This is a genomic window from Bifidobacterium olomucense (assembly GCF_012932375.1).
Classification (GTDB): domain Bacteria; phylum Actinomycetota; class Actinomycetes; order Actinomycetales; family Bifidobacteriaceae; genus Bifidobacterium; species Bifidobacterium olomucense.
Map to the genome: position 1 here is coordinate 18,809 of NZ_JAAIIG010000007.1, position 23,067 is coordinate 41,875.

The window sequence follows — 23,067 nt, forward strand, 5'->3', positions numbered from 1 at the left end:
AGTTCTCCGATTACTGTACGGCTTACTGTGCGTCGGCAGCGACGACGGACCTACCGATACGATCCGCCTCGCGTAGAGCGAGTTCATAACCGGCTACGGTAAGCTGCCGGTACGGGCCGCTGTATCCGGGAATGCCCTCGACAACATACGTCGCCAACGCATGAATCTGTTCGTCCCGTTTGATGCCGGTCTGCGCCAAGGTGACCGGCAGTCCGATGCGGTGAATGCGCTGCAGGTACTGCGTCAGCGTTGCCTCATCGGCACCCTGCTGAGCCAGCTGAACAGCCACGCCGAAAGACACCAGTTCACCATGCAAAGGACGTATAGCCGTGGGAACCCACGTCCATGAATTGTAGAAGGCATGCGCCAGCTCCAACCGCGGCACGGCCTTGCGAGGCGCATGCGGGCGGAATCCCACCGGCAAGCCGGCAAGCAGCATAATGGAATCCACCGCATCCGACTTGAGCTCAGAGACAATATCATGCGGTGCCGTAGGATCATAGCGGTCCAGGAACTCGTGCTCCAAGGTGTCCCGAGTCAGGGACCCGATCCGGGTGCGCAGACGGTACAGCAGATCGATGGTGGAATCGTCCTCGGCATGGCACTCTTCGTACCATTTCGCCAAGGCGTCCCCCACTCCGGAGAACAAGTATCGTTCAGGCGCGGCAAGTATTACCGACTTGTCAACCAGCACCAGTTCCGGCACGCCGTCGATCCATTCATGACGGTCCACCTTGTGATCCTCGGTATACAGCAGGTACACACTGGTCCAGGCCGCGCAAGTGGCGGCGATGGTGGGAACAGTGACCAGACGTGCGCCCGTGCGACGCGACACCGCCTTCGCCAAATCCATGACCTTGCCACCACCCAAGGCGATAACCAGATCGCGGCCGGCTGCCACAGCGGCAAAGGCATCCGCTCTGCTCACTGTAGGCTCGCCCTCCAGATAATGCACGACATAGTCGATACCTTGTCCGTCCAAGGCCTTCGACAACGCCTGACCGGCTGCGGCAAACGCGCGCCGGCCAGCAACCACGAAGGCGCTACGGCCCAGCTTGGACAGCAGCGGACCGGCGTCTTCAATCGACACGCTGTTCTCATAAGCGTGAGGCATACGAATATCACTCATAACGATGCATCCCCATCCCTATTGATTATTGTCTATCTCACTCAGCGGCTTCGCGACGATACCGGTTGAGCCAACGTTCCACAGCATTGATCACCCACGACAGCAGCGTGCAGGACACCCAGTAGATGACAGCCAGAGCGATGTACACCTCGAAATACCGATATCCCTGAGAGCCGATGATCTTGCCCTGAGCCATGATATCCATCACCGACACAGTGAATGCCAGCGAGGTGTTCTTCAGCAATTTGAGCAGACTGTTGCCGAGATTCGGGATTGCGATACGCAACGCATCCGGCAGAATCACACGTCTCATGACCTGCCATTCGGTCAGACCGAAGGAGCGGGCCGCCTCCACAGGGCCGGGATCCACCGATTCGATGGCGCCTCGAATGGTCTCACGCTGGTAGGCGCCCTCATTGAGACTGTACGCAATCAGCACGCTGAGCAGGGCGGGGATGCCCTGTACCGAGAAATCAGTTCCGAAATTGGCGTTCCACAGACGGATGCCGATGGGGATGCCGAAATAGATAAGATAAAGCTGCACCAGCAACGGTGTTCCACGGATGAAGGACACATACAGGTCACCCAGTTGGACCAGCACCGGTATGCGAGTCAGCTTGATCAACGCGCAGACGAAGCCCAGCAGCACGCCTCCCACGAATGCCACCACCACGATAAGCACGGTAATCGGGAAATACGGCATAACCTTGGGAAATACTCCAAGGAAGAAGTTGAAATCGAAAATGGTTGTACTCATGGCAATGCTCCTAGCGCGGTGAAATCTGGGATGTCCTACGGGGGTTTCGGCTCATCGAGTTTCGGCTCACCGGGTCTTGCTGCCGCTCGATTGCGTCGAACGTTACACCAATGGCGCGAACTGGGCGGTATCGAGTCCGAGTCGCCTCATAATCTCATGGATCTCATCCTCGGTCTGCGGATATAGCGGGATACCATGCGCCGTTCTCTCTTCGCGGGCTATCGCTTCCTTATCTCCATGGACGTAGACCCGATGCCCCTCGACTGGCGGCAAGGCCCGCACCTCATCGAGGAATTGGCTGAACCGTTGATAAATGGCTTCGCGATCGCCGAACAGCGCCGGATCCACGGCTATGAAGTTATGGCACAATGCGGTGTTGATATCCGACTCTTTGGACTCATGGGAGAGATGGCCCTGAGCCAGAATTCCAGTCAGCAACTCGACCACCATCGAAAAACCATAGCCTTTATGTCCGCCGGTGTATTCGCTGACCCCGCCCAAAGGCACCAGCGCAAACTCTCCGGTCTTGGCGTCCAGTTTGGGAACGGCCGCTTCAGCATCGGTGACCGTCCGATACTGTCGGTCGACCACCCAAGTGGCCGGCAACGGCTCATTACGCTTCGCATACAGTTCCACCTTGCCCTGCGCCACGCAACTGGTGGCCGCATCGAAGAAGAACGGATGCGGTTCGGCCGGCACGGCGAAGGCAATCGGATTGGTGCCCAGATACTCCTGAGTGGAGAACAGCGGTAGAACTCCAGGCGTGGTATTGGTGCTGGAGATGCCGATGAGACCTTGTTAGGCGGCGAGCTGAGCATAGTAGCCCGACGCGCCATAATGGTTCGAATTACGCACGACCACAAAACCGATGCCGTGAGCCTGAGCCTTGGCGATGGCAAGTTTCATGGCCTTGGCACCGGCCACCTGCCCCATGGAGAAATGCGCGTCAATCGTTGCGGAGAGCGGCGTCTCGTGAACGATTTCGCTGTCCGCATGCACACGCACCTTGCCTCGCCGAACTTTACGGTCATACATGCTCAATCGCTGCACGCCATGCGATTCGATGCCGTTCACATCGGTGAACACCAACGAATCGGCCACGATCTCACTGTCGGCGGCACTGAACCCGTAGGCAAGGTAGATGTCCCGAACCGTCTGCCGCACAACGGATACAGCATATCGGTTCCGATTGTCATGCGTTGCATGCACTGTCATTTCACGCTCCATAATTGACGACGAACAGGCGCCTCATTGCAAGGCGCCTGCCGAACTCATACCGAACTGTTCGGCCTAATACCGCAATGGTCGGTTCCTATGCTCAGTTCTTGGTGTAGTCTACGCCGAAATGTTCGATGGAGATCTTCGACAGAGTACCGTCGTCGATGATCTCCTTCAGACCCTTGTCGAAGGCCTTCTTGGCTTCGGTGCTCTTCTCATCCTTGCCGAACAGGAAGTATGCCTTGTTGCCTTGGCCGCCCTGCTCATCAGCTGGCAGATCCACCACCTTCAGATCCGTGCCATGCTCCTTGGCATAGACCTGAGCGGTAGGACCGTTCACCACGGTGGCGTCCGCCTGACCGTTTTCCACAGTCAGCAGCAGATCGCCGGCGCTGTAGTCGCCATGTACCAGGTTGCTGGCCTCGTCAGGATTATCCTTATTGAAAGCCTCCAGCAGGTTCTGCACCGCAGAGCCATCGGAGAACGTGCTGACGGTCTTGCCGGCAAGATCCTTGAGGCTGCTCACCTTACCGTCGAAACGTTCCGGGTTGTAGGCGATCGCGTAAGTGACGTTGAGATAGCTCTGGTCGCTGAACTGGTACTTCTGCTCACGTTCGGCGTTCTTGAATACATCGTTGGCCACCACCTGATACTGGCCGGCGTCAACACCCAGGAACAAGGACTGGAAATCCGTGGAATTCCAGTGCAGCTTGATTTCCGGCAGCTTCTCATCGATGGCTTTGGCCACATCGATGTCATAGCCTTCGAGCTCACCCTTGTCGTTCTTCCATGTGTACGGCTTGGAGGCCACACCGGAAGCGATCTCGATGGTGGTGACCTTCGAATTCGAATCGGATTTCGTGGATGACGAAGAAGCCGATGCACCGCCATCCGTATTCGAGCATCCGGCCAGCAAACCGAGAGAAACCAGTACAGCGAGTCCCGCAGCAGCAATACGACGAGCAGTCATGAAGTTCCCTTTCCTTCCCGTATATGACGAGCGCAAGCCTTCCATTCGCGTTACCAGAACATCGGTTCCCTGACGCCGCGTACGGCATGACCGACCAACCTGCTTGCGCAATGACATCTAACCTAACATCACGACACAGGTCAAACGCGCTGTCGCTTATACGCTTTGCTTATACGCCGCTCAATCCCGGCCTGAATCCTATGTGCGATGAATCGTTCAAACAAACATTTATAGATGTTCCAGCGTGGCCCGATCACACTCTTTTTACACTGGAAGTCGCTTTACGATCGTCACCGCGGCATGCGGGACGCCTTCACATCATGCATCATTCACAGAGGGGAACAATCCATGACTCAATTAGAGCGCATCGTCATCGATGGCCATACCGATCTGGCCCAACACGACGGCAATATCACATTTGATCTGAGCAAAGCCGCCAAGGGCGGTCTGAACGCCGCCGTCGTTCCCGCGCACGCCGGGCTCATTCCCAACACCGCCGCTGCCGGCACCGGCTCCGATGAGCTGGAGGCAACCTATCAGGCCATCGTCCGCACGGTTGCCGATTCAAACGGCAAGGCCGCCTTGGCTCGTTCGGCGGATGAGGTACGCAGCAACGCCGCCAATGGCGTGTTCTCCTTCATTCTCGGCTTCCAGAACGCACGTCCGCTCACCACGCTGGAAGATGTACGCCGTTGGATCGATCGTGGCGTAAGCGTGTTCGACTTCGGTTTCATCGGCAGCAACCAATGGGCTCAATCAGCACGTCCCTATCCATATGCCAGCGTGCCTGGGGCTGAACAGGGCTTGAGCGAGCTGGCGCTCGAAGCCATCGCATTGCTCAATGAGCATGGTGTAATCGTGGATACCGCGCAGCTCTCTCCCGCTGCGCGCAAGCTGGCGCTTGAGCATTCGCAAGCTCCGATTATCGCCTCGCACAACGGACTCAAATCCATAGTGGGTCCAGTGGACCGTGCACTGTCCGACGACGAGATCCGTCAGATCGCCGACCAGGATGGACTGGTGCAAGTGGTGGCCTTTGACGGATACCTCACGTTCCGCGGATCCGATCCGGATATCGCCAAGGCAATCGGAGATCTGCGCGAACGGTTCGGCCTGCCGCGCTACGCCGGCCCTGCAGACTATTACGAGACGCTCGACAAGGAGACGGCCGATTGGGATGCGCAGAAGTTCGGCGACTATCTGAAGGAATATCATACGGCTGTTCGCCATGGCTGGCCGCATAGCACAGTATCGACTTTGGCCGATGCCATCGATCATGTCATCGATGTCGCCGGCGCCGATCACGTGGGCTTCGCCTCGGACTTCAATCACGGCGGCGGCATTGCCGGCTGGCTCAATCACGCCGATACGGCGAATGTGGTGAATGAGATCGCACGCCGTCACGACGAGCAGACCACAGCGAAGATCGTCGGCGGCAACCTTCTTGCCGTCTGGCAGCATGTGCAGGAACTGGCCACGGCACGCTGATTCCTTGCGCATCCGTTGACTCGGTGAATGGGCCGGTGATATGGTTCGGTCTCCTCGGGATTGATGTTTCCGAGGAGACCGAACCATATCACCGGCCCAAGTTCGATCCTATGCCGCAGGTCCCGTGTCAGGAGGGACGACATAGACCACGGGACCGATGCATCACCACTACAGATGCATCACCACTGCTGCATCTGTTGCCTTTGCAGGTAGGCGAACCGTGTTTCAAGCGCATGCTGCACGCCCGTATTGTTCCGCAGATAATCGAAGTCGTCCGTCCAATCGCAGAAATCATGAGATGATTGCGGCAGGAACCTGTCTCCCCGCAAAATCACCTGCTGCAGTTTTTCCAATGAAACCAAATCCTGCAACGGATTGCCCTCCACTACGATGATGTCAGCCTCGTATCCAGACTGAAGGACCCCGGTAATACCGGCCAATCCGATCGCCGCAGCCGCTCTGGAGGTCGCGGAAATGAGAATCTCCTCTGTCGGTATGCCTTGTTTTGCGAGTTGTCGAAGTCCATACACGTAGTAGGAAGGTGTCACGCCATAAATGCCGACATCATGGCCGGCGACAATCTTTACGCCATGCCGGTAGAGTTCGTAGGCGCGAGGAGATCGAGGCTCGTCAGCTACCGGAGGATAGGTTCTGGCCGAAGCCACGTCAACATAGATGCCGGCTTGAGCTATACGATCGGCGAGTTCAGGAACGAAGCAGGTCACGCCATCGTCGGAGACGAACGAAGCGTGCGCGATGAAATCCACTCCCGCTTCGACGGCATACTCGATTCCCAACGTGCCGTGCGCATGCACGGCAACGCGTTTGCCGAGGCGATGAGCCTCCCGAGTGGCGATTTTCAGCTCTTCAATGCTGAATTGAGGCTTCCATTGGGCTGATCCCTTGCTCAAAAAGCCACCGGTTCCCGCGATCTTGATCACATTCACCCCGGCTTTGTGGTGTTCCCTGATGGCGCGGAGGATCTCCGATTCCGAATCGACTTCTGAACCGTTCTTCCAACCATGCCCGGCAGTCGGTGTCAGTATCGCGCCGGCGGCAACGATGCGAGGTCCAGCTACGAGCCCCTGTTCGATCGCCTCTCGAACCACCACATCCGCATAGTATCTGGAGCCCAACGATTGAACAGCCGTCACGCCGACAAGAGCCAATTGCTGTGCTTCATGCAACGATTGGAGGACATTCCATCCCTGCTCCAAAGGCAACGGATCGATGACATCCGGTTCGCTCTGTTCCCGCCATTCGGTACCGAGATGCGCATGCGCTTCAACAAGACCGGGAAGAACCGTCGAATCCGGATACTGCTCATATGGCCAGCTTCTGTACTGAGCGGGCAGATCGGCATCCGACCCCACCCATTCAATGCGCTTACCGGCAATGGCCACAGCACCATTGCGAATCACCTGTCCAGGCACGCCTGTGAACACAATGCCTGCAGCGATAACGCGGTTATTCTTCGACAACGTCTCGCGAATACTGTGTTTTTCAGCAACAGAATACGCCATTCCCCCACCTTTATTGCAGTTTTATTGTTTACGTATCAATGCCCAACATTTTCAGTGTAAGACCGCATTACAGCGGCAGATTAAAAACAGTAATAACTATTTTTTTGAATGTGATATCGCAGTCAACAATCAATTGAAAATCAAACGCTATATAAATTATGCATATAGATAATCACCCATTGACCACCTCATCATTTGCTAGCATTTTTTATATGGCGCACGCATATCATGCGATGATAATTACGCCATGAATAAGAAGGGGCAATATAATGAATTTCCGCAGTGCCGTATCCACCGGCGTCATAATCCTTGCAACAGCAACACTACTTACCGGATGCTCAAACACCGATTCGACAGCAAAGACCGCAAACAACACCGACGACAACGGCGTCACCACTATAGAAATTGCATCCAGCGTAGCGTCTCGTCCATATGTATGGAAAAACGACCAAGGCAAGCTTGAAGGCTACGACTATGACGTAGCCAATGCCATTGACGAGAAGGTACCGGAAATAAAGCTGCACTGGAATTCCACTGATTTCCAATCCTTATTCTTAGGACTGGACGCCGGTCAATACCAAGTCGTGGCAAACAATCTCATTAAAAATCCCGAGCGCGAAAAGAAATACCAGTTCAGCGACCAAGGCTATCTCAATATCACTTTTGCCATTGCATACAACACCAATAGAATTACCGGGGAAGTAGATAGTCTCAAGGATCTGGCAGGCAAGAAAGTAGGTACGTTCTCCAACGGTTCAGCGGTACAAAACCTTGTAGAAGCCTACAATAACGAGCATCCGGATCAGGCATTAGACCTCGTCCATACCGATGGCAGCGCCTCGGATCTTCTACTCGCCACCGAAAACGGACAGACCGATGCGACTGTGGTCAACGCCACCACTGCCGCGGACTACGCCAAGGAGCATGGCACGGATCTGAAGGTCGTGGATCTGCCGAAGGATGAGCAGGCGAATCAAGGAAACAAATCCTACTTCGTCTTCGGCAAGGACGAGAAGAGCACCGAAGCCAAGAAAGCCTTCGACAAAGGGCTGAAGGAGATCATCGAGGACGGTACTCTCTCCAAGATATCGATCAAACACTTCGGCAAGGATTACAGCAAAGAATAACTTCCCATCCGTCTTGCATACCCACTCTTGCCGAAGACTCCGACAAGCATTGTTCAGCTCTGACATAAGCCGTGGCTATGGAACACCCGTCGAAAAGACCATTGTTCTATAGCCACGGCTTATAGGTGTATATCGGCAATCGCAATATCTTTCTGCCAGTGTCAGCCGGTAAAACTTGCTAAGTTCAAATGCAGAACCGTTTTTCAACGCATCGCATTGGTACGAGAAGAGGAATTGATGGTCACCGATTTCAGTACGCAAACCATTCATGCCGGGTACGACCCGCTCGAACATGGACATGCCGCAGTACCTCCGATCTACGCCTCAGCGGCATTCGATCTCGAAAACGCATTACGAGGCGACGCACTCGCCTCAGGCCAAGCCGAAGGCTTCGAATACTCACGTGTGGCCAATCCCACTGTGGATGCACTGGAGCAGCGCCTTGCCGTCTTGGAGCACGGAATAGGTGCCGTTGCGGTGAGTTCCGGCATGGCAGCCGTAACCTACGCACTGATGTGCGCCGCGGAAGGCGGCGGCCGTATCATCGCCCCAACGAATCTTTACGGTGCCAGCGTGGACGCGCTCGGCGACTTCTTGCCCCAGTTCGGCATTCACACCGATTTTGTAAGCAATATCAACGATCTCGACGAAGTGGCCTCCAAGATCGGACCGGACACACGCGCAATCTTCGCAGAGACTGTAGCCAATCCTTCCACCACGATCCTGGATGTCGAGCCATTGGCCGAGCTTGCCCATCGACATGGCGTCGCCCTTATCGTGGACAACACCGTACCGACACCGTATCTGTTCAATCCGATTCTCTTCGGCGCAGATATCGTGGTCCATTCCACCACCAAGGGCATCACCGGTCATGGCAACGCCATTGGCGGAGCGGTTATCGACGGAGGTCATTTCGACTGGGCCAACGGCCGCTTCCCCCAATTCACCGCTCGCCAACAAGTCATCAGCGACGACCGCACCGGCCAATGGCACAGTTTTGCCGAAAAGTTCGGCAAGGCCGCCTTCATCAAACGTATCCGCATCAAGTATCTGCGTACGTTCGGCGCAGTGGCAAGCCCGTTCAACGCCTATCTCTCCCTCATCGGATTGGAGACCCTGCCTCAGCGGGTTGCCCAGCAGGTGGCCTCCGCAAAGGCGATCGCCGAACATCTGTCCCGTAGTCCACATGTCATCAAGGTCAACTATTCCGGTCTGGGCTATACGCCGCAATATGAGCTGGTCGGCAAGTATTTCCCTCGCGGCGTGGGACAGATCCTTTCGTTCCTGGTGGACGGCGACGCCAACAACGTACGTCGAATCATCGACGGCACACGGTTGTTCTCCTATGTCCCGAACATCGGCGACGCCCGTTCATTGATTGTGGACCCCGCGCATATCACCCATCGAGAGGTGCCCGCCGAGGCGCGTATCGCCGCTGGAGTGAGCGATAATCTCATCCGACTGTCCATCGGGCTCGAATCCGCACACGATCTCATCGCGGATCTCGATCAGGCCATTGCCTCCGCGTACTAGAACCGACAGCTTGGAATAAGCGGCCATCTGATTGTGATGACCGCTTATTTTTTGTTACCAGAACCAATAAGCAACAATGACGAAGGTCGGCGTCAATTATTGACGCCGACCTTCGTCATTCAGACTCCGAATGCTCCAGTTGCGATTCAGGCGAACACGCCTTCCGCGATCTTGCCGAACACATCCTCGCCCCCATGCCGTTGGAGATAGCACTCATAGGCGATGTCGAAGGCCTGCCCCAGATCTTCGATGAGATCAGCGGCGTCTTCGATGCCCACGGCAAGACGCACCAGCTCATCGGTGATACCCACCTTGAGCCTTTCTTCACGCGGCAGTTCGAAATGGGTCATGCGACAAGGCAGTTCGGCGAGCGATTCGACCGCACCAAGCGAGACCGCCAAATGGAAGATATGCAGATTGTTGAGCACGTCGGCAGGATCCACACCGGGCACGACTTCAAAGCTCAGCACACCGCCGGCACCTCGCAATCCCTTGGCGGCCAGCTCACGTTCACGCCCCGGAAGACCCGGATAGTTGACGGTTTTGACCAGTGGATGAGCAAGCAGGTATTGGGCGATGGACTTGGCGTTGGCCTGCTGACGGTCCATGCGCAGGGCGAGCGTCTGAATGCCGCGACGCACGGCGTCGCATTCCGTCGGCGCCAGAACACCGCCAAAACGATTCTGCGCGAAGTAGATGGCGTTACCGATCTCCTTGCTGAGGGTGACTACCAACCCAGCGTTCACGTCGGAATGCCCGGCAAGATATTTGGTGGCGGAATGGATGACCACATCCGCGCCGAGATCAAGAGGACGCTGCAGGTACGGGGTCACGAAGGTGTTGTCCACGACGGCGATGGCACCATAGCGATGCGCGATGTTGGCGATGAGCCGCACATCATTGACATCGAGCAGAGGATTGGTAAGCACCTCAAAGTAGACAGCTTTGGCCGCAGGAATGTTCCGATCCGGCTGCGCCGCGACGGCATTCTCCAACGCCTGCGCGTCATGGGTGTTCACCGGAGTGAACACCAGACCGCGATCGGCGAAATATTCATGGAACAGCGAATACGTGCCACCATAGATGTTCTTGCCCACGACGATGCGATCACCGGGCTTGAATATGCTCAGCACGGCATGGATGGCGGCCAGTCCGGAAGCGAAAGCGAAGCCACGATCGCCATGTTCAAGCTGTGCGATCTGGCGTTCGAGGAAATCGCGAGTAGGGTTGCCGCTGCGCGCATAATCGTAGCGAGGCATCGCATCGACCCTCTCGAAGGCATATGTCGTTGAATTGTAGATCGGCGGGTTCACAGCTCCGGTGTTGTTGTCATCAACCGGCAGTCCATGAACAAGCTGGGTATTGAATCTGGTCATTGCGCACCCCCTTTACGGTTATGAATTCATGTGATGTTCGGTACGTTTTAGACGATAACGCAAAACGCCGGCCCGAAGGCCGGCGTTGTTATATGCGTTGGTTATGGGAGGTTATGTATCGATCGATCAGAGCTCGCCGTTCTCCACCACGATGTCGTCAGGATTGACTTCATCGCCGTAGACCGGTTCCAGAGTCTGCTCATAGTCCTTGTGGAAGAAGTTCTCCTCGCCGAGCTTGGCGATCTCTTCGTTCACGAAGTCCAGCAGCTCCTTGTTGCCCTTCTGCACGGCCGGCGCGATGGTGTCCTCATCGCCAAGCTTGGTGATGCCTACCTTGAATCCCTTGTTGGCCTTGGCCCAAGCGAGCACCTCGGTGTTGTCGGTGGAGAAGGCGTCTCCACGGCCGTCGAGCAGCGCATTGTAGGCGTCGGCGTACTGGTCATACTTCTGCAACGTAACGTTCGGGTAGTTCTCCTCGAAGTACGTTTCGGCGGTGGTGCCCTTGGCAATGATCAGAGTCTTGCCGTCAAGCTGGCTGACATCGGTGATTTCGGCGCTCTCCGGGGATACGACGCCGAGAGCTACCTTCATGTACGGCTTGGCGAAGTCGACCTTCTCCTTACGTTCGTCGGTCACAGTGAAGTTGGCGAGCACCAGATCCACCTTGTTCGAGGTCAGCACATCCACACGGGCGGCCGGGTCCACGGACGTGTACTCGACCTTGACGCCGAGGTCCTTAGCCAGACGCTCCGCGAAGACCACATCGTACCCCTGGTATTTGCCGTCCTGATCAACATAGCCGAACGGTGCCTTGTCGGAGAAGACAGCGATCTTGATGGTGCCGCTCTTCTTGATCTCGTCAAGGCTGCGGGCCTTGGCGTTTGCGCTGGAGGAGCTGCCGGAATCGCTCGAAGCAGTGTCGCTCGGCGTTGCGGCGGACGGACCGCAGGCCGCCACGGAGGCAGCCATGATCAGCGCTGCGCCTGCGGCGATGATGGACTTGATGGTTGTTCCTACCTTGATAGTCATAGGTTTCTTCCTCTCTGTGGTGACTATTGTGGTAACTCTTTGATGTATCGGTTTTCGTTATCGAACCATCACTCGAATTCAAAAGTGTGCAGGAATTGACGCGCACGTTCGGTTTGCGGATGTGCGAAGAAAGCGTAGGCATCGTGCGATTCCTCCACGATGTGACCGCCGTCCAACAAAATCACATGATCGGCGATGGCTCGTGCGAACTGCATCTCATGGGTGACGATCAGCATGGTCTGACCGGCCTTGGCCAGTTCCAGCACCACATCCAGCACTTCACGCACCATTTCCGGGTCAAGCGCCGCAGTGATCTCATCCAGCAGCAATACCTCCGGATGGAGAATCAACGCACGGCAGATGGCCACGCGCTGACGCTGACCGCCGGAAAGCTCATGGGGCCACGCATCCTTACGGTCGGCAAGGCCAACACGGTCCAGAAGCTTCAACGCCTCAGCCTCCACTTGGGCCTTATCTCGTTTCTGCACCAGCAGCGGAGCCATCGTGATGTTACCGAGCACGGTTTTGTTCGGGAACAAGTCGTAACTTTGGAACACCATGCCGATCCGCGTGCGCAAAGCGCTCGAACGATTGGATCGGCCCGCTTTTTCGGTGCCCGGACGACCTTCATCAATCACCTGATCATTAATGGAGATAGTGCCGCCCTGAATCGGTTCAAGCCCGGCGATGGTGCGCAGCAACGTCGACTTGCCCGATCCGGACGGTCCCAGTACCACAAGCACGGTGCCGTGCTCCACTTTGAAGGAGATATCGTTGAGCACCGGCTTGTCGGCATTGGCGTACTGCTTGACCAGATGCCGGACCTCGAATCCCTTGCAATCCGAGGAAGGCGACGGGGCGGAGGTCTCGAACGCGGTCACCGCCTCGTCGTTCACGGCGTTGTCGGTATTGAATTGGGCGGGTTCAGTCATGGGACCACCTCTTTTCCAGCTGGCGAGCCACGATGGACAACGGCCAGCACACGATGAAATACATGAAGAAGATGACTCCGTAGATCCACAGCGTGCCTGACGGATACTGGAATCGGTTCGCGTCGATGATCTGCTGGCCCACCTTGATGACCTCCACAACACCGAGCAGCACAGCCAATGACGTGGTTTTGACGATACGTGTGGCCAGATTCACACTGGCCGGCAACAGTCGCCGAACGGCTTGCGGCAGAATCACACGGCTGAAGGTCTGCCACGGGCTCAATCCCAGCACATAACTTGACTCGTACTGCACTTTGGGAATGGATTGCAATGCGCCGCGTACCAGATCGCCAAGTTCCGCGCCACCCCAGAGGATGAATACCAGTACGCAGGCACCGGTGGCATCCAGATTCCAATCGAACCATCGAGCAAAGCCATAGTAGGCGAGGAACAACAATGCCAGTTGCGGCATGATACGGATGAAATCAAGGTAGATGCGCATCAGTGCACGCACCACCGGATTCTTGAGCGTCATCAGCCAGCCGACCACGAGACCGACCGGAATGGAGACGCCCACGGATACGCCGGCGATCCACACCGTGACCCACAGGCCTTGCAATAGGCGGGGAAATACGCCGGGCTGCAGGAGGATTTCAGCGCCTTGCATAGTCGAACCTGCTTTCCAGCCACGTGCCGAGGACGGAGATCGGCAGCAGAATCACCAGATAGGCGATCACCAGCATAAACAGCGATTCATAGGTGCTGTAATACATGCCGATCAGATCCTTGGCCATATACATCACATCTGCCAGCGCAATGGCAGAAACCACGCTGGATTCCTTGAACAGGAAGATCACATTGGCAACGATGCCGGGAATCGCAGTGGATATGGCCTGCGGCATCACTACGTGGGTGATGGATTGCATCGGAGTCAATCCCAGAACATACGCATTTTCGCGTTGCACCTTAGGTACGGCTTCCAGACCGCCGCGCATCGCTTCGGCCATATACGATCCGCCCAAGAATCCAAGGCCGACGATCGCACAGGTTTCAGCAGACCAGACCACACCCAGCTTCGGCAAACCGAAATACAGGAAGTACAGCTGAACCAGCAATGGAGTGTTGCGGCTGAGCTCAATATATATACGTACGATTTGGCGAAGCACTGGAACCCGAGCGATCTCGATGCCGGCGCACGCCAATCCCACCACGATGGCGAGCAGTATGCCGAACACGGAAATGAATAAGGTCATCAGCGTGCCGTTGACGAAGAAAGGCGCATAACGTGCCACAAACGACCAGTCAAAGACCACGGATGCGCTCCTTTCTCTCCGGTTCTCTCATAAACTTGGCTTCTCTCATAGTTTCCGGGGTAACGTCCACCGATTGAATCGGTGTTCGTTTCCATTCTGTCCACGGCACGCATCGCGACACAACGCAATATGCGTACAATACGACATAAGGGGCTGAACCAATACAGCCCCCTTTGGATTATCGTAGAGTATCAGGGAATGCGGCAGGACTGAACAGTTATAACGGTTATTTATGGGCCGTTAACGAATTGTTCGCGCTCGGCTGACTCCCGATCGAGAATCGCATAGCAAGCGACGCAGCATCATTGTTGCGTTTGCCATAGGCCAAATCAGGCGGACTACACTGTGCGTTATGAAGATTTCCAAGGCATTGACCCGCATGAAGGGCAACAGCTCCTCCCCTGTGTTTGTATTGCTTCACGGATGGGGCTCCAACGAATACGATCTGCCGGACATCCTGAACTATTGCGGTGCCGGATCTGCGGATTACGCCAGCCTTCAAGCACCAATCGCCTACGGTATGGGGTACACGTGGTTCGGCGACTGGGCTCATGAAGGAGTGCCGGAGGGTGCCTCATTGGATAAGCAGGCTGCGGCGGCATGCCAAGCCATCGACGCATGGGTAAGCGAGAACATCCCATCCGAACGCCCAGTGGCGGTAATGGGATTCTCGCAAGGCGGCCTTCTGGCAGGGCATATGCTGCGCATGTATCCCGAGCGATACACCGCCGCTATTTCATGCTCCGGCTGGCTGGCACCAGGGCCAGTGAAAACGGACGAACTGTTGTCCGAACTCAAGCCGGCGGTATTCTACGGTCATGGATCCGCTGACGACATCTTCCCCAAAGCCGACGTGGAGGCGATGAGCGCGTTCTGGAATGAACACGGCACGCTTACCGAACGCATCTACCCTGGGATGGCGCACTCCATCAATATGCCGGAACTGCGTGATATTCAGCGGTTCCTGGAATCCAACGGATTGGTCAGACCCCAGATCTGGTGACCAGCGCAGTGCCGGCAGCCAATCCGGCACCCGTCAATCGTCTACCGGCACATCCTTACGCGAGAGCATCAACACATATACGGCAACCGGTACAGCGAGCAAGCCTCCGGCCACGAACACCCATGCAATGGGAATCACATCGGCGAGCGGCGCGAAGATGAGCATGCCCAGCGGCATGCCAAGCGTGGAAAGCATGGTGTCAAGCCCGAACACGCGGCCGACCATCGACTCGTCCGATTCGGTCTGCATCACGGTGCGCATCGGTCCGACGCAGACCGCCGAGGCAACGCCGTTCAATACATCAATGATGAGGTAGAGCAGCAGATTTCGGGCGACACCCAACCCAATAACCGTGATGCCAACCATGGCAATGCCGAACGCAACCGCATACATCTGAGCAACACTTCTGCGCAACAGCTTGGGACCGATGACGGACATCAGCGCGCCGCCAAGCAGCATACCGACGCTCATGCCAAGCTCATTGGCGGCGAGCTTGTCGGAAGCCGTGGTGAGGTTCACGAATCCGAGGTTCAGATCGATGCCCTCGAATTCGCGGGTCATGAGCAGTAAGGTCAAGTTCATCGGCGCGACCGCCACAAGGCAGGTCAGCGCGTCGCCCAGAATTACGCCCTTAAGATACGGATGACGCATCGCATAGGTCAAGCCGATCTTCAGATCGACAAAGGTGCGGCGCAGGACCACGAGAGGATTCGCGGCTGTGGAATCAGCGGACACAGCAGCGTCACTCCCCTGCGCTTCCGCTTCCCTATCCGACACAGCGCTATCCCGCGAGACAGTATTCTGCACAACCGCACGCGGCACACGAATCATCGCCACAAAGCCCACGCCGATCACCGCCGTGGTCACATCCACTAGCAAAATTGCCCACAACGGCACCAGATTGACGAGCACGGCGGCGAGCGCCGGCGCTGCGATGCGATTCGCGGAATCAATCACGCCGAATATCGCATTGACACGCAGCAGTTTGCCGCCCGGCACCACGTCCGGAATAAACGATTGCACCGCCGGCTGCTGAATACCGCCGCCCGCCGAGCGGATAAGCAGCACGACGAAAATCAGCGACAGGCTTGCCCAGTCGAGTGCGAAGCTGATGGACAGCAACACCGTCACGCCGGCAATAATCAGATCCGGCAGAATAATCAGCGCCTTGCGATTGTACCGGTCAGCCATCGGGCCGCCGAAGATCGAGACCAGCGACTGCGGCAGTACACCGAACAATGTGGCCAGCAGCATGGCCGAACCGGTGCGGGTTTGCAGCACAATCCACCACCAGATAGCGAATTGCACCACACTGGAGCCAAGCAGCGAGAAGGCCTGACCAGTGAGCAGCAGCGCGGCGCGCCGCATCCATCCGGTTTCAGACACAGTTGGTTCTTCCACAGAAGATTGGGACATACGTGTTCTTAACTTTCTTTTTTTCTCTCGATGCGCGATGAGCGGACTGGAACAGAGCCGCTTACTTGCGCATCGCATGCTATCCAAACATTGATTTGCATACGACAAACCGGCATGCCAACGCGCAGTCATCAGCGCGAATCCAGACATGCATAGGCCCACCCGTGGGCCCACTTACCCGTTAGATCGCAGGCTTGAGCGCGAATCGCGCCATCGTCATCATGCAACGCATAGAACACATAGTTGCTGACCATAATCATCAACGTTGACATGCCACTTGAATCCGGCGCACCATGTCCAATTCCTGGAACATGGCACAGATGGTAAGCAGCATAGCCACAGATACGCCAATGGCCCGCACCCACAACATATGTTGCAGGGCGGGCCATTAGCGCCTTGTAGTATTACTCAGTGATTGCGGATGGCATTGCGCAGAGGCAGCACGCTGGTGGGCGAAACGGACAGTTCGTCGAGTCCGATTTCAAGGAATATGTCGGTCAGGCTCAGGTCTGCACCGAGTTCGCCGCAGATGCCGCACCAGATGCCATGGCGGTGCGCGGCTTCGGTGGCCATCTTGATCATGCGCAGCACGGCTGGCGAATGCGGGTCGGCGAAACGCCCGAGGTTCGGGTTCTGCCGGTCGCATGCCAGCGTGTACTGGGTCAGGTCGTTGGTGCCGATGGAGAAGAAGTCGACTTCGGCGGCCAGTTCGTCGGCCATGATCACCGAGGCAGGCGTCTCGATCATGATGCCGACCTGGATGTGCTCGTTGAAGTCGATGTGCTCGCCGCGCAGCTCCTCCTTGACCTCTTCGAGAATCTTCTTGGCGTCGCGCACCTCCTCGACCGAGGTGATCATGGGCAGCATGATGGCGATGTTGCCGTACACCGAGGCCCTGAGCAGAGCGCGCAGCTGCACCTTGAAAATCTCCGGGCGGGTCAGGCAGATACGGATGGCACGGTAGCCGAGGGCGGGATTGGCCTCATGCTCCAGGTTGAAGTAGCCGACCTGCTTGTCCGCGCCGATGTCGAGCGTGCGGATGACGACGAGTCGGTCGCCCATCTTCTGCGCGACTTCCTTGTATGCCTGGAACTGGAACTCCTCGGTCGGGTAGTCCTCACTTTCCAAGTACAGGAATTCGCTGCGGAACAGGCCGATGCCTTCGGCGTCGTTGGCTAGCACCGCGGCCACGTCGGAAGGACGACCGATGTTGGCATACAGGCGAACCTTCTGGCCACTCTTGGTTTCGGTAGGCTTGCCCTTGAGCTCCTGCAGCAGACGCAGGTGCTCCTCGTACTTGGCCTTCTTGCCCTGGTATTCAGCGAGGGTCTTCTCATCCGGGTCAACGAACACCAGGCCGCTGGTGCCGTCAATCACTGCGGTATGGCCGTCGTCGTCCGGATTGAAAGCGTCGCCGATGCCGATGATGGCCGGCAATCCCATCGTGCGGGCCAGGATTGCGGTGTGCGAGTTCGCGGAGCCCTTGGCGGTCACGAAGCCGAGCACCTTGGCGCGGTCGAGCTGCACGGTCTCGCTGGGAGCCAAGTCCTCGGCAAGGATGATCCGGCTCTCGCCACCATCCTCATCTTCAGCGGCTCCTCCACGCTTGCCTTCGAGCACGTTGATCACGCGGCGAGAGACATCCTTGACATCGGCGGCGCGCGCCTGCATGTACGAGTTGTCCATCGCGGCGAACATGGCGGCGAACTGTTCGGCAGTGCTGTTGACCGCAAACTCTGCGTTCACTTTGCTCTGCGCAATCAGATCTTCGATACTTTCCACATAATCCGGATCCTGCAGCATAAGCTGATGGGTATCGAACAGCTCCGCCTTACCTTCACCAAACTCCGCCGCGGTCTTGTCACGCAGCTGCTTGAGCTGGGCGACAGCCTCGTCACGGGCCGCACGGAAACGCTCCACCTCAGCCTGCGGATCATCGACTACGCGACGTTCCACAGCGTGGTCAGCGGTATCCAGCACGCGGACTTCACCAATGGCAATGCCCGCGGAAACCCCGACTCCTTGTATCGTCTTCATCACAGGTTCTCCTTGAGGAACTGCTCGAACTCGGCGGCAGCCTTGTCCTCGTCATTACCCTCAACCTTGACAGTGACCTCGTCGCCTTGCTTAACGCCGAGCCCCATGACGCCGAAAATACGCTTGGCATCCACAGACTTGCCGTTATAGCTGACGATGATGCTCGATTCGTATTCGCGGGCCTTGGCCACCAACAGGCCGGCCGGGCGGGCGTGCATGCCCGCAGGGTCGGACACAGTGAACTTGAATTCCTGAGACATAATATTGCTCCTTGTACGCTTGATGCGTCTAATAATGCGTTACAGATCTTCGCCGTTACTGGCAATAACGTTGCGGTACCAGTAGAACGACTTCTTACGGGTTCGGCAGTACGTACCTTTGCCGTAATCGTCGGCATCCACGTAGATCATGCCGTAGCGTTTCTTCATTTCGCCGGTACCGAAGGAGATGACGTCGATGCAGCCCCAGACCGTGTAGCCCATGACCTCAACGCCATCCAGCGCAATGGCACGGCCAACCTGGGCGATGTGTTCGCGCAGGTACGAGATACGTGCGTTGTCTTCCACATAACCGTTCGCATCCGGACTCTCGTACATGCCGATGCCGTTCTCAACGATGAAGATTGGCTTGCGGTAGCGCTCGTACAGTGTGCACAGCACATAGCGCAGACCCACCGGATCGATCTGCCATCCCCAGTCCGTAGCTTCGATGTACGGGTTACGCACCTGGCCAGGCAAACCGTGACCATCCCATTCATCAACCTTGTTCGCCTGCACCGCAGCGGACATGTAGTAGCTGATTGAGATGAAATCGACTGTGCCCTCCTTGATGATTTCAAGGTCGCCAGGGTTCATTGCGATATGGAACCCCTCGCGCTGCCAGCGGTTCAACAGGTAGTGCGGGTATTCGCCATACACGTACACGTCACCGAACAATAGGCGGTCGCGCATCAGAATCTCTGCGTGCATTACATCGTTTGGGTTGCAAGTGGCCGGGTAAATCGGCACCATAGCGAGCATGCAGCCAATCTGGAAGTTCGGGTTGATTGCATGACCCTTGCGAACCACTAGTGCGCTAGCCACGAACTCGTTGTGAATGGACTGCCAGACCTTCTGCTCCACATCATGCTTCGTATCATTCGGATTGGGAATGATGCCGGAGTTTGTGTAGGGGAAGATGGCGGTGTGCATTTCCATCTGGTTATTGACTTCATTGAAAGTCAACCAGTACTTGACCAAATCCTTGTAGCGTTCCATTACCGTGGTGGCGAAGCGCACAAAGCAGTCAATCGCCTTACGGTTGGTGAAGCCACCCATCTTGGCCAGATGCAACGGCATCTCAAAGTGCGAGAGCGTCACCACCGGTTCCATACCCTTGGCGCGATAGTCCTTGAATAGCTCCTCGTAGAACTTGAGACCGGCCTCGTTCGGCTCGGTATCGTCACCGTTCGGGAAAATGCGGGACCAGGAAATCGAAGTGCGGAAGCACTTGAAACCCATCTCCTGGAACAGTGCATCATCCTCGCGGAAGGTGTGGTAGTAGTCGATACCGCGCTGGTTCGGGTAGTTCTTGCCAGGCACTACGCCATCGGTAATCTCACGGGCAACACCGTGCGCGCCACCGGTAAGCACATCGCAAATGCTTGGGCCGCGGCCATCCACATTCCATGCGCCTTCCAGCTGGTGAGCGGCAACGGCACCGCCCCACAGGAATCCATCAGGGAATTTCATCGGCAAATCACTTGTCCTGACCGTCCGAGGTCTTGCCATCGAGACGCTTGTACAGATCGATCATTTCTACGACCATCTGGCGGAACACTTCAGCGGCCATCATCTGATCCTCAACGTGGATGAGCAGCAGACCAACCTTCACCGGGTTGCCGGAAGCCTCCTGCTGCACCAGCGTAGAGTGCACCTTGTGGCCTTCCTGGTAGCTCTTGTCGCCCTCGTCAAGGCTGGCCTGAGCACCTTCGAAGTCACCTTCCTTGGCTTTGTTCAGCGCTTCAATGTAATCGGACTTAGCGGTTCCAGCTGCAGTAATCAGCTGGAAGCAGGTCATTTCAAGATCCATTTCTTCTGCCATCGTCATTGTCTTTCTAGTGCTTGCTGCCGCGTTCGATCACTTGCCAGCGAGTTTGAGGGCGAAGTCCAGAACCTTGTCGCCGCGAGCCATGCCGTAATCCTGCGGAGCAATGACCTCAACCGGCTTGCTCTCGAACTCCTTCTTGACATCGCTGAGCATGTAGCGAACCTGCGGGCCGAGCAGAATCACATCGGCATCCTGAGCGTTGGTCTCAAGAGTGGAAACAGGCATAGCCGAGATGTCAGCGTCCATTCCACGCTTAGCAGCGGCATCCTGCATCTTGCGAACCAGGATGCTGGTGGACATACCATCGGAGCAGCACAGTACGATCTTCATGATTTTCTCCTTTGAAATGAATCGGTTTGTTTTTTGGAAAGTATGTTTTGGGTTGACTCAAAGAATGAATACCGGGGCGCGTCTCCGATGTGATAACCAGCGTCACGCCCCAGTTGGCAAGTTAGGTAGGGGGCAAGTTTTAGGTTATGTGTCCGGCCGCGAAGGGAATTCGTTCACGCAGCCGGACACACGTTGTGATGAATCAGATCACTTGGCTTCGGCAGCGCCGGCTTCCTGTTCGAGGCAGATCTTGTCCTGCATCTTGACGAACGGGTAGTAGACGAAGACCGAAATCACACCGATGATGACCTGCAGCAGCGCGGCCTTCCAGCCACCCAGGATGATGCCGGAGATGATCGGCGGAGTGGTCCACGGCACCTGGACGGCACCGAACGGAGCGATGAATCCGACGGAGATTGCACCGTACATGATGATCATGGCGATGAGCGGGCTCACGATGAACGGAATGAGCATAATCGGGTTGAAGACGATCGGCAGGCCGAAGATCACAGGCTCGTTGATGCCGAAGATGCCAGGCACGATGGAGAACTTGGAGACTGTGCGCATCTGCTCGGACTTGGCGAAGATCAAAGCTGCGACCAGCAGGCCCACGGTCAGGCCAACGCCGGAGTACTTGCAGAAGCAGTCAATGACCTGCGGGGTCAGGTAGTGGTAACCATTGGCCTTGGTGTAGGGAACGACACCGGCATCGAAGAGCTTCTGGTTGCTCAGGGTGTTAGCAAGCAGCAACGGGGTAACCACACCGGAAACGACGTTGGCGCCGTGAATGCCGCACCAGAACAGCAGGGACATCAGCAGGATAATGATGATGGCACCAGCCCAAGTATCAGTCAGGGATTGCAGCGGGATTTGCAGAATCTTGAAGATGAGCTCGGTCAGGGACAGACCGCCGAAGGCCTTGCACAGGTGGTACAGGATGGCGGAGCCGGTCATGACGAACAGGCCAGGGATAAGGGCGGAGAAGGCGTTGGTAACGCCCTGCGGCACGGCATCAGGCATCTTGATCTTCAGGTTGTGCTTGATGCAGGCGGTGTACACCCAGCCGGTGAGCAGGCCCATGATAATGGCGGAAATAATGCCGTTGGAGCCGGTCCAGGTCTGGTTGAAGATGCCGGTAAGCTCGGCGGTCTTGTTGCCGAGGGCCTCAACGTTATCCTTGGACAGGGTCATCGAGGACGGGGAAACGATGAAGAATGCGACCAGAGAAAGCAGGCCGGAGGAAATTCCATCGCACTTCTCGTTGCGGGCGTAAGCATAACCAATGCCGACCGCGACGATGATGGCCAGGATGTTGAACGTTGCGGTGGTGACCTGGTTGAGGCCGACGTTCCACATATCGCCAAAGATTCCGGCCATCCAATCGCTATAGCCCTCGAACGGCAGGTTGGCAAGCAACAGGAACAGCGAGCCAATCAATGTGGCTGGCATGGTCAGGATGAAGCCATCCTTCAGAGCCACCAGCGCCTTCAGGCTGGCGAACTTCATGAAGCCATTCAGCATCGCATCGCCGATGGCTTGCATTTTCTCCTTCATCGTTATTTTCCTTCCTTGGAAGCTCAAGCTACTATGCCCGAGCTTTACAGTGTCCAGTTATTCGTTAATCAACGATTTATGCGAACAACTATGTTGTAGCATAACGCCGTTAGTGACCGAGAGTCAAATTAATGAAAAAACGTGTATTTCCCGCATGAAATCGTTGGAAATCCGCCGTTTTTGACGGATTGTTAACTTATCGCGACACACCGCATGTCAAAATTTATTCGAATAATTTTTTGGC

General features: G+C 56.4%; 20 protein-coding genes and 1 pseudogene. 4 read left to right on the forward strand and 17 right to left on the reverse strand.

All coding sequences use genetic code 11. From position 1 onward, the window contains the following. Positions 1 to 22 precede the first annotated feature (22 nt). The 4 genes and pseudogenes from G1C97_RS08090 to G1C97_RS08105 form a co-directional block, all read right to left on the reverse strand. Entirely contained in the window at positions 23 to 1,129 is a 1,107-nt protein-coding gene (locus tag G1C97_RS08090; protein ID WP_169241335.1) for an iron-containing alcohol dehydrogenase, read from the reverse strand. Positions 1,130 to 1,166: 37 nt separating this feature from the next. Next, positions 1,167 to 1,886 (reverse strand): amino acid ABC transporter permease, encoded by a 720-nt coding sequence (locus G1C97_RS08095; protein ID WP_169241336.1) that lies wholly within the window; start codon positions 1,884 to 1,886, stop codon positions 1,167 to 1,169. A gap of 102 nt (positions 1,887 to 1,988) precedes the next feature. Beyond that, a pseudogene (locus tag G1C97_RS12310) lies at positions 1,989 to 3,113 on the reverse strand (Ldh family oxidoreductase). A 91-nt stretch (positions 3,114 to 3,204) separates the two neighbouring features. After that, positions 3,205 to 4,074: a transporter substrate-binding domain-containing protein gene (locus G1C97_RS08105; protein ID WP_169241337.1), complete on the reverse strand. Its 870-nt coding sequence runs from the start codon at positions 4,072 to 4,074 to the stop codon at positions 3,205 to 3,207. A 348-nt stretch (positions 4,075 to 4,422) separates the two neighbouring features. Here G1C97_RS08105 and G1C97_RS08110 point away from each other — a divergent pair, with 348 nt between their 5' ends. Continuing rightward, positions 4,423 to 5,562, forward strand: a complete 1,140-nt coding sequence (locus tag G1C97_RS08110) for a dipeptidase (protein ID WP_169241338.1) — start codon at positions 4,423 to 4,425, stop codon at positions 5,560 to 5,562. Positions 5,563 to 5,741: 179 nt separating this feature from the next. Here the strand turns inward: G1C97_RS08110 and G1C97_RS08115 are convergent, their stop codons facing one another. Continuing rightward, positions 5,742 to 7,085, reverse strand: coding sequence for an amidohydrolase family protein (locus G1C97_RS08115; protein WP_169241339.1), 1,344 nt, complete (start codon positions 7,083 to 7,085; stop codon positions 5,742 to 5,744). A gap of 269 nt (positions 7,086 to 7,354) precedes the next feature. Between G1C97_RS08115 and G1C97_RS08120 the strand changes: the two genes are divergently transcribed. Both G1C97_RS08120 and G1C97_RS08125 read left to right on the forward strand, forming a co-directional pair. Continuing rightward, positions 7,355 to 8,212, forward strand: coding sequence for a transporter substrate-binding domain-containing protein (locus G1C97_RS08120; RefSeq protein ID WP_169241340.1), 858 nt, complete (start codon positions 7,355 to 7,357; stop codon positions 8,210 to 8,212). A 237-nt stretch (positions 8,213 to 8,449) separates the two neighbouring features. After that, positions 8,450 to 9,745 carry an O-acetylhomoserine aminocarboxypropyltransferase/cysteine synthase family protein gene (locus G1C97_RS08125; RefSeq protein WP_169241341.1) on the forward strand — a complete coding sequence of 432 codons (1,296 nt, stop codon included), beginning with the start codon at positions 8,450 to 8,452 and terminating at the stop codon, positions 9,743 to 9,745. A gap of 146 nt (positions 9,746 to 9,891) precedes the next feature. Here the strand turns inward: G1C97_RS08125 and G1C97_RS08130 are convergent, their stop codons facing one another. The 5 genes from G1C97_RS08130 to G1C97_RS08150 form a co-directional block, all read right to left on the reverse strand. Continuing rightward, positions 9,892 to 11,121, reverse strand: coding sequence for a trans-sulfuration enzyme family protein (locus G1C97_RS08130; RefSeq protein WP_169241342.1), 1,230 nt, complete (start codon positions 11,119 to 11,121; stop codon positions 9,892 to 9,894). A gap of 126 nt (positions 11,122 to 11,247) precedes the next feature. Continuing rightward, a complete protein-coding gene (locus G1C97_RS08135; RefSeq protein WP_169241343.1) occupies positions 11,248 to 12,150 on the reverse strand; it encodes a cysteine ABC transporter substrate-binding protein in 903 nt (300 codons plus the stop codon). A gap of 68 nt (positions 12,151 to 12,218) precedes the next feature. Next, positions 12,219 to 13,082, reverse strand: coding sequence for an amino acid ABC transporter ATP-binding protein (locus tag G1C97_RS08140; RefSeq protein WP_240951073.1), 864 nt, complete (start codon positions 13,080 to 13,082; stop codon positions 12,219 to 12,221). Next, the gene (locus G1C97_RS08145) at positions 13,075 to 13,749 is read right to left on the reverse strand and encodes an amino acid ABC transporter permease (RefSeq protein ID WP_100496657.1); all 675 of its coding nucleotides are present in this window, start codon (positions 13,747 to 13,749) and stop codon (positions 13,075 to 13,077) included. The genes G1C97_RS08140 and G1C97_RS08145 overlap by 8 nt, the downstream gene beginning before the upstream one ends. Further along, the gene (locus tag G1C97_RS08150) at positions 13,736 to 14,395 is read right to left on the reverse strand and encodes an amino acid ABC transporter permease (RefSeq protein WP_169241344.1); all 660 of its coding nucleotides are present in this window, start codon (positions 14,393 to 14,395) and stop codon (positions 13,736 to 13,738) included. The genes G1C97_RS08145 and G1C97_RS08150 overlap by 14 nt, the downstream gene beginning before the upstream one ends. A gap of 352 nt (positions 14,396 to 14,747) precedes the next feature. On the opposite strand from G1C97_RS08150, the gene G1C97_RS08155 reads away from it, so the two are divergent. Further along, positions 14,748 to 15,398 (forward strand): alpha/beta hydrolase, encoded by a 651-nt coding sequence (locus tag G1C97_RS08155; protein WP_169241345.1) that lies wholly within the window; start codon positions 14,748 to 14,750, stop codon positions 15,396 to 15,398. Between the two features lie 33 nt (positions 15,399 to 15,431). On the opposite strand, the gene G1C97_RS08160 is transcribed toward G1C97_RS08155, so the two are convergent. The 7 genes from G1C97_RS08160 to G1C97_RS08190 all read right to left on the reverse strand — a co-directional run bounded on the left by G1C97_RS08160 (position 15,432) and on the right by G1C97_RS08190 (position 22,823). Beyond that, positions 15,432 to 16,766, reverse strand: a complete 1,335-nt coding sequence (locus G1C97_RS08160; protein WP_417852221.1) for an MFS transporter — start codon at positions 16,764 to 16,766, stop codon at positions 15,432 to 15,434. A gap of 456 nt (positions 16,767 to 17,222) precedes the next feature. After that, positions 17,223 to 18,851: a phosphoenolpyruvate--protein phosphotransferase gene (ptsP, locus tag G1C97_RS08165; RefSeq protein WP_169241347.1), complete on the reverse strand. Its 1,629-nt coding sequence runs from the start codon at positions 18,849 to 18,851 to the stop codon at positions 17,223 to 17,225. Next, the gene (locus tag G1C97_RS08170) at positions 18,851 to 19,111 is read right to left on the reverse strand and encodes an HPr family phosphocarrier protein (protein WP_169241348.1); all 261 of its coding nucleotides are present in this window, start codon (positions 19,109 to 19,111) and stop codon (positions 18,851 to 18,853) included. Before G1C97_RS08170 ends, ptsP begins: the two co-directional genes overlap by 1 nt. Before the next feature lie 39 nt (positions 19,112 to 19,150). Then, positions 19,151 to 20,581: a 6-phospho-beta-glucosidase gene (locus tag G1C97_RS08175; RefSeq protein WP_169241349.1), complete on the reverse strand. Its 1,431-nt coding sequence runs from the start codon at positions 20,579 to 20,581 to the stop codon at positions 19,151 to 19,153. A 7-nt stretch (positions 20,582 to 20,588) separates the two neighbouring features. Continuing rightward, complete coding sequence (locus G1C97_RS08180; RefSeq protein WP_169241350.1) at positions 20,589 to 20,933, reverse strand: PTS sugar transporter subunit IIA; 345 nt, start codon at positions 20,931 to 20,933, stop codon at positions 20,589 to 20,591. A gap of 36 nt (positions 20,934 to 20,969) precedes the next feature. Then, entirely contained in the window at positions 20,970 to 21,269 is a 300-nt protein-coding gene (locus G1C97_RS08185; protein ID WP_169241351.1) for a PTS sugar transporter subunit IIB, read from the reverse strand. Between the two features lie 207 nt (positions 21,270 to 21,476). Next, on the reverse strand, positions 21,477 to 22,823 hold the full coding sequence (locus G1C97_RS08190; RefSeq protein WP_205832572.1) for a PTS sugar transporter subunit IIC: 1,347 nt from the start codon (positions 22,821 to 22,823) through the stop codon (positions 21,477 to 21,479). Between the last annotated feature and the right edge of the window lie 244 nt (positions 22,824 to 23,067).

Bases quoted from the DNA above. Each gene is read 5' to 3' on its own strand.
- G1C97_RS08090 (WP_169241335.1), bottom strand. From the start codon at position 1,129: ATGAGTGATATTCGTATGCCTCACGCTTATGAGAACAGCGTGTCGATT.
- G1C97_RS08095 (WP_169241336.1), bottom strand. From the start codon at position 1,886: ATGAGTACAACCATTTTCGATTTCAACTTCTTCCTTGGAGTATTTCCC.
- G1C97_RS08105 (WP_169241337.1), bottom strand. From the start codon at position 4,074: ATGACTGCTCGTCGTATTGCTGCTGCGGGACTCGCTGTACTGGTTTCT.
- G1C97_RS08110 (WP_169241338.1), top strand. From the start codon at position 4,423: ATGACTCAATTAGAGCGCATCGTCATCGATGGCCATACCGATCTGGCC.
- G1C97_RS08115 (WP_169241339.1), bottom strand. From the start codon at position 7,085: ATGGCGTATTCTGTTGCTGAAAAACACAGTATTCGCGAGACGTTGTCG.
- G1C97_RS08120 (WP_169241340.1), top strand. From the start codon at position 7,355: ATGAATTTCCGCAGTGCCGTATCCACCGGCGTCATAATCCTTGCAACA.
- G1C97_RS08125 (WP_169241341.1), top strand. From the start codon at position 8,450: ATGGTCACCGATTTCAGTACGCAAACCATTCATGCCGGGTACGACCCG.
- G1C97_RS08130 (WP_169241342.1), bottom strand. From the start codon at position 11,121: ATGACCAGATTCAATACCCAGCTTGTTCATGGACTGCCGGTTGATGAC.
- G1C97_RS08135 (WP_169241343.1), bottom strand. From the start codon at position 12,150: ATGACTATCAAGGTAGGAACAACCATCAAGTCCATCATCGCCGCAGGC.
- G1C97_RS08140 (WP_240951073.1), bottom strand. From the start codon at position 13,082: ATGACTGAACCCGCCCAATTCAATACCGACAACGCCGTGAACGACGAG.
- G1C97_RS08145 (WP_100496657.1), bottom strand. From the start codon at position 13,749: ATGCAAGGCGCTGAAATCCTCCTGCAGCCCGGCGTATTTCCCCGCCTA.
- G1C97_RS08155 (WP_169241345.1), top strand. From the start codon at position 14,748: ATGAAGATTTCCAAGGCATTGACCCGCATGAAGGGCAACAGCTCCTCC.
- G1C97_RS08160 (WP_417852221.1), bottom strand. From the start codon at position 16,766: ATGCGGCGCGCCGCGCTGCTGCTCACTGGTCAGGCCTTCTCGCTGCTT.
- ptsP (WP_169241347.1), bottom strand. From the start codon at position 18,851: ATGAAGACGATACAAGGAGTCGGGGTTTCCGCGGGCATTGCCATTGGT.
- G1C97_RS08170 (WP_169241348.1), bottom strand. From the start codon at position 19,111: ATGTCTCAGGAATTCAAGTTCACTGTGTCCGACCCTGCGGGCATGCAC.
- G1C97_RS08175 (WP_169241349.1), bottom strand. From the start codon at position 20,581: ATGAAATTCCCTGATGGATTCCTGTGGGGCGGTGCCGTTGCCGCTCAC.
- G1C97_RS08180 (WP_169241350.1), bottom strand. From the start codon at position 20,933: ATGGCAGAAGAAATGGATCTTGAAATGACCTGCTTCCAGCTGATTACT.
- G1C97_RS08185 (WP_169241351.1), bottom strand. From the start codon at position 21,269: ATGAAGATCGTACTGTGCTGCTCCGATGGTATGTCCACCAGCATCCTG.
- G1C97_RS08190 (WP_205832572.1), bottom strand. From the start codon at position 22,823: ATGAAGGAGAAAATGCAAGCCATCGGCGATGCGATGCTGAATGGCTTC.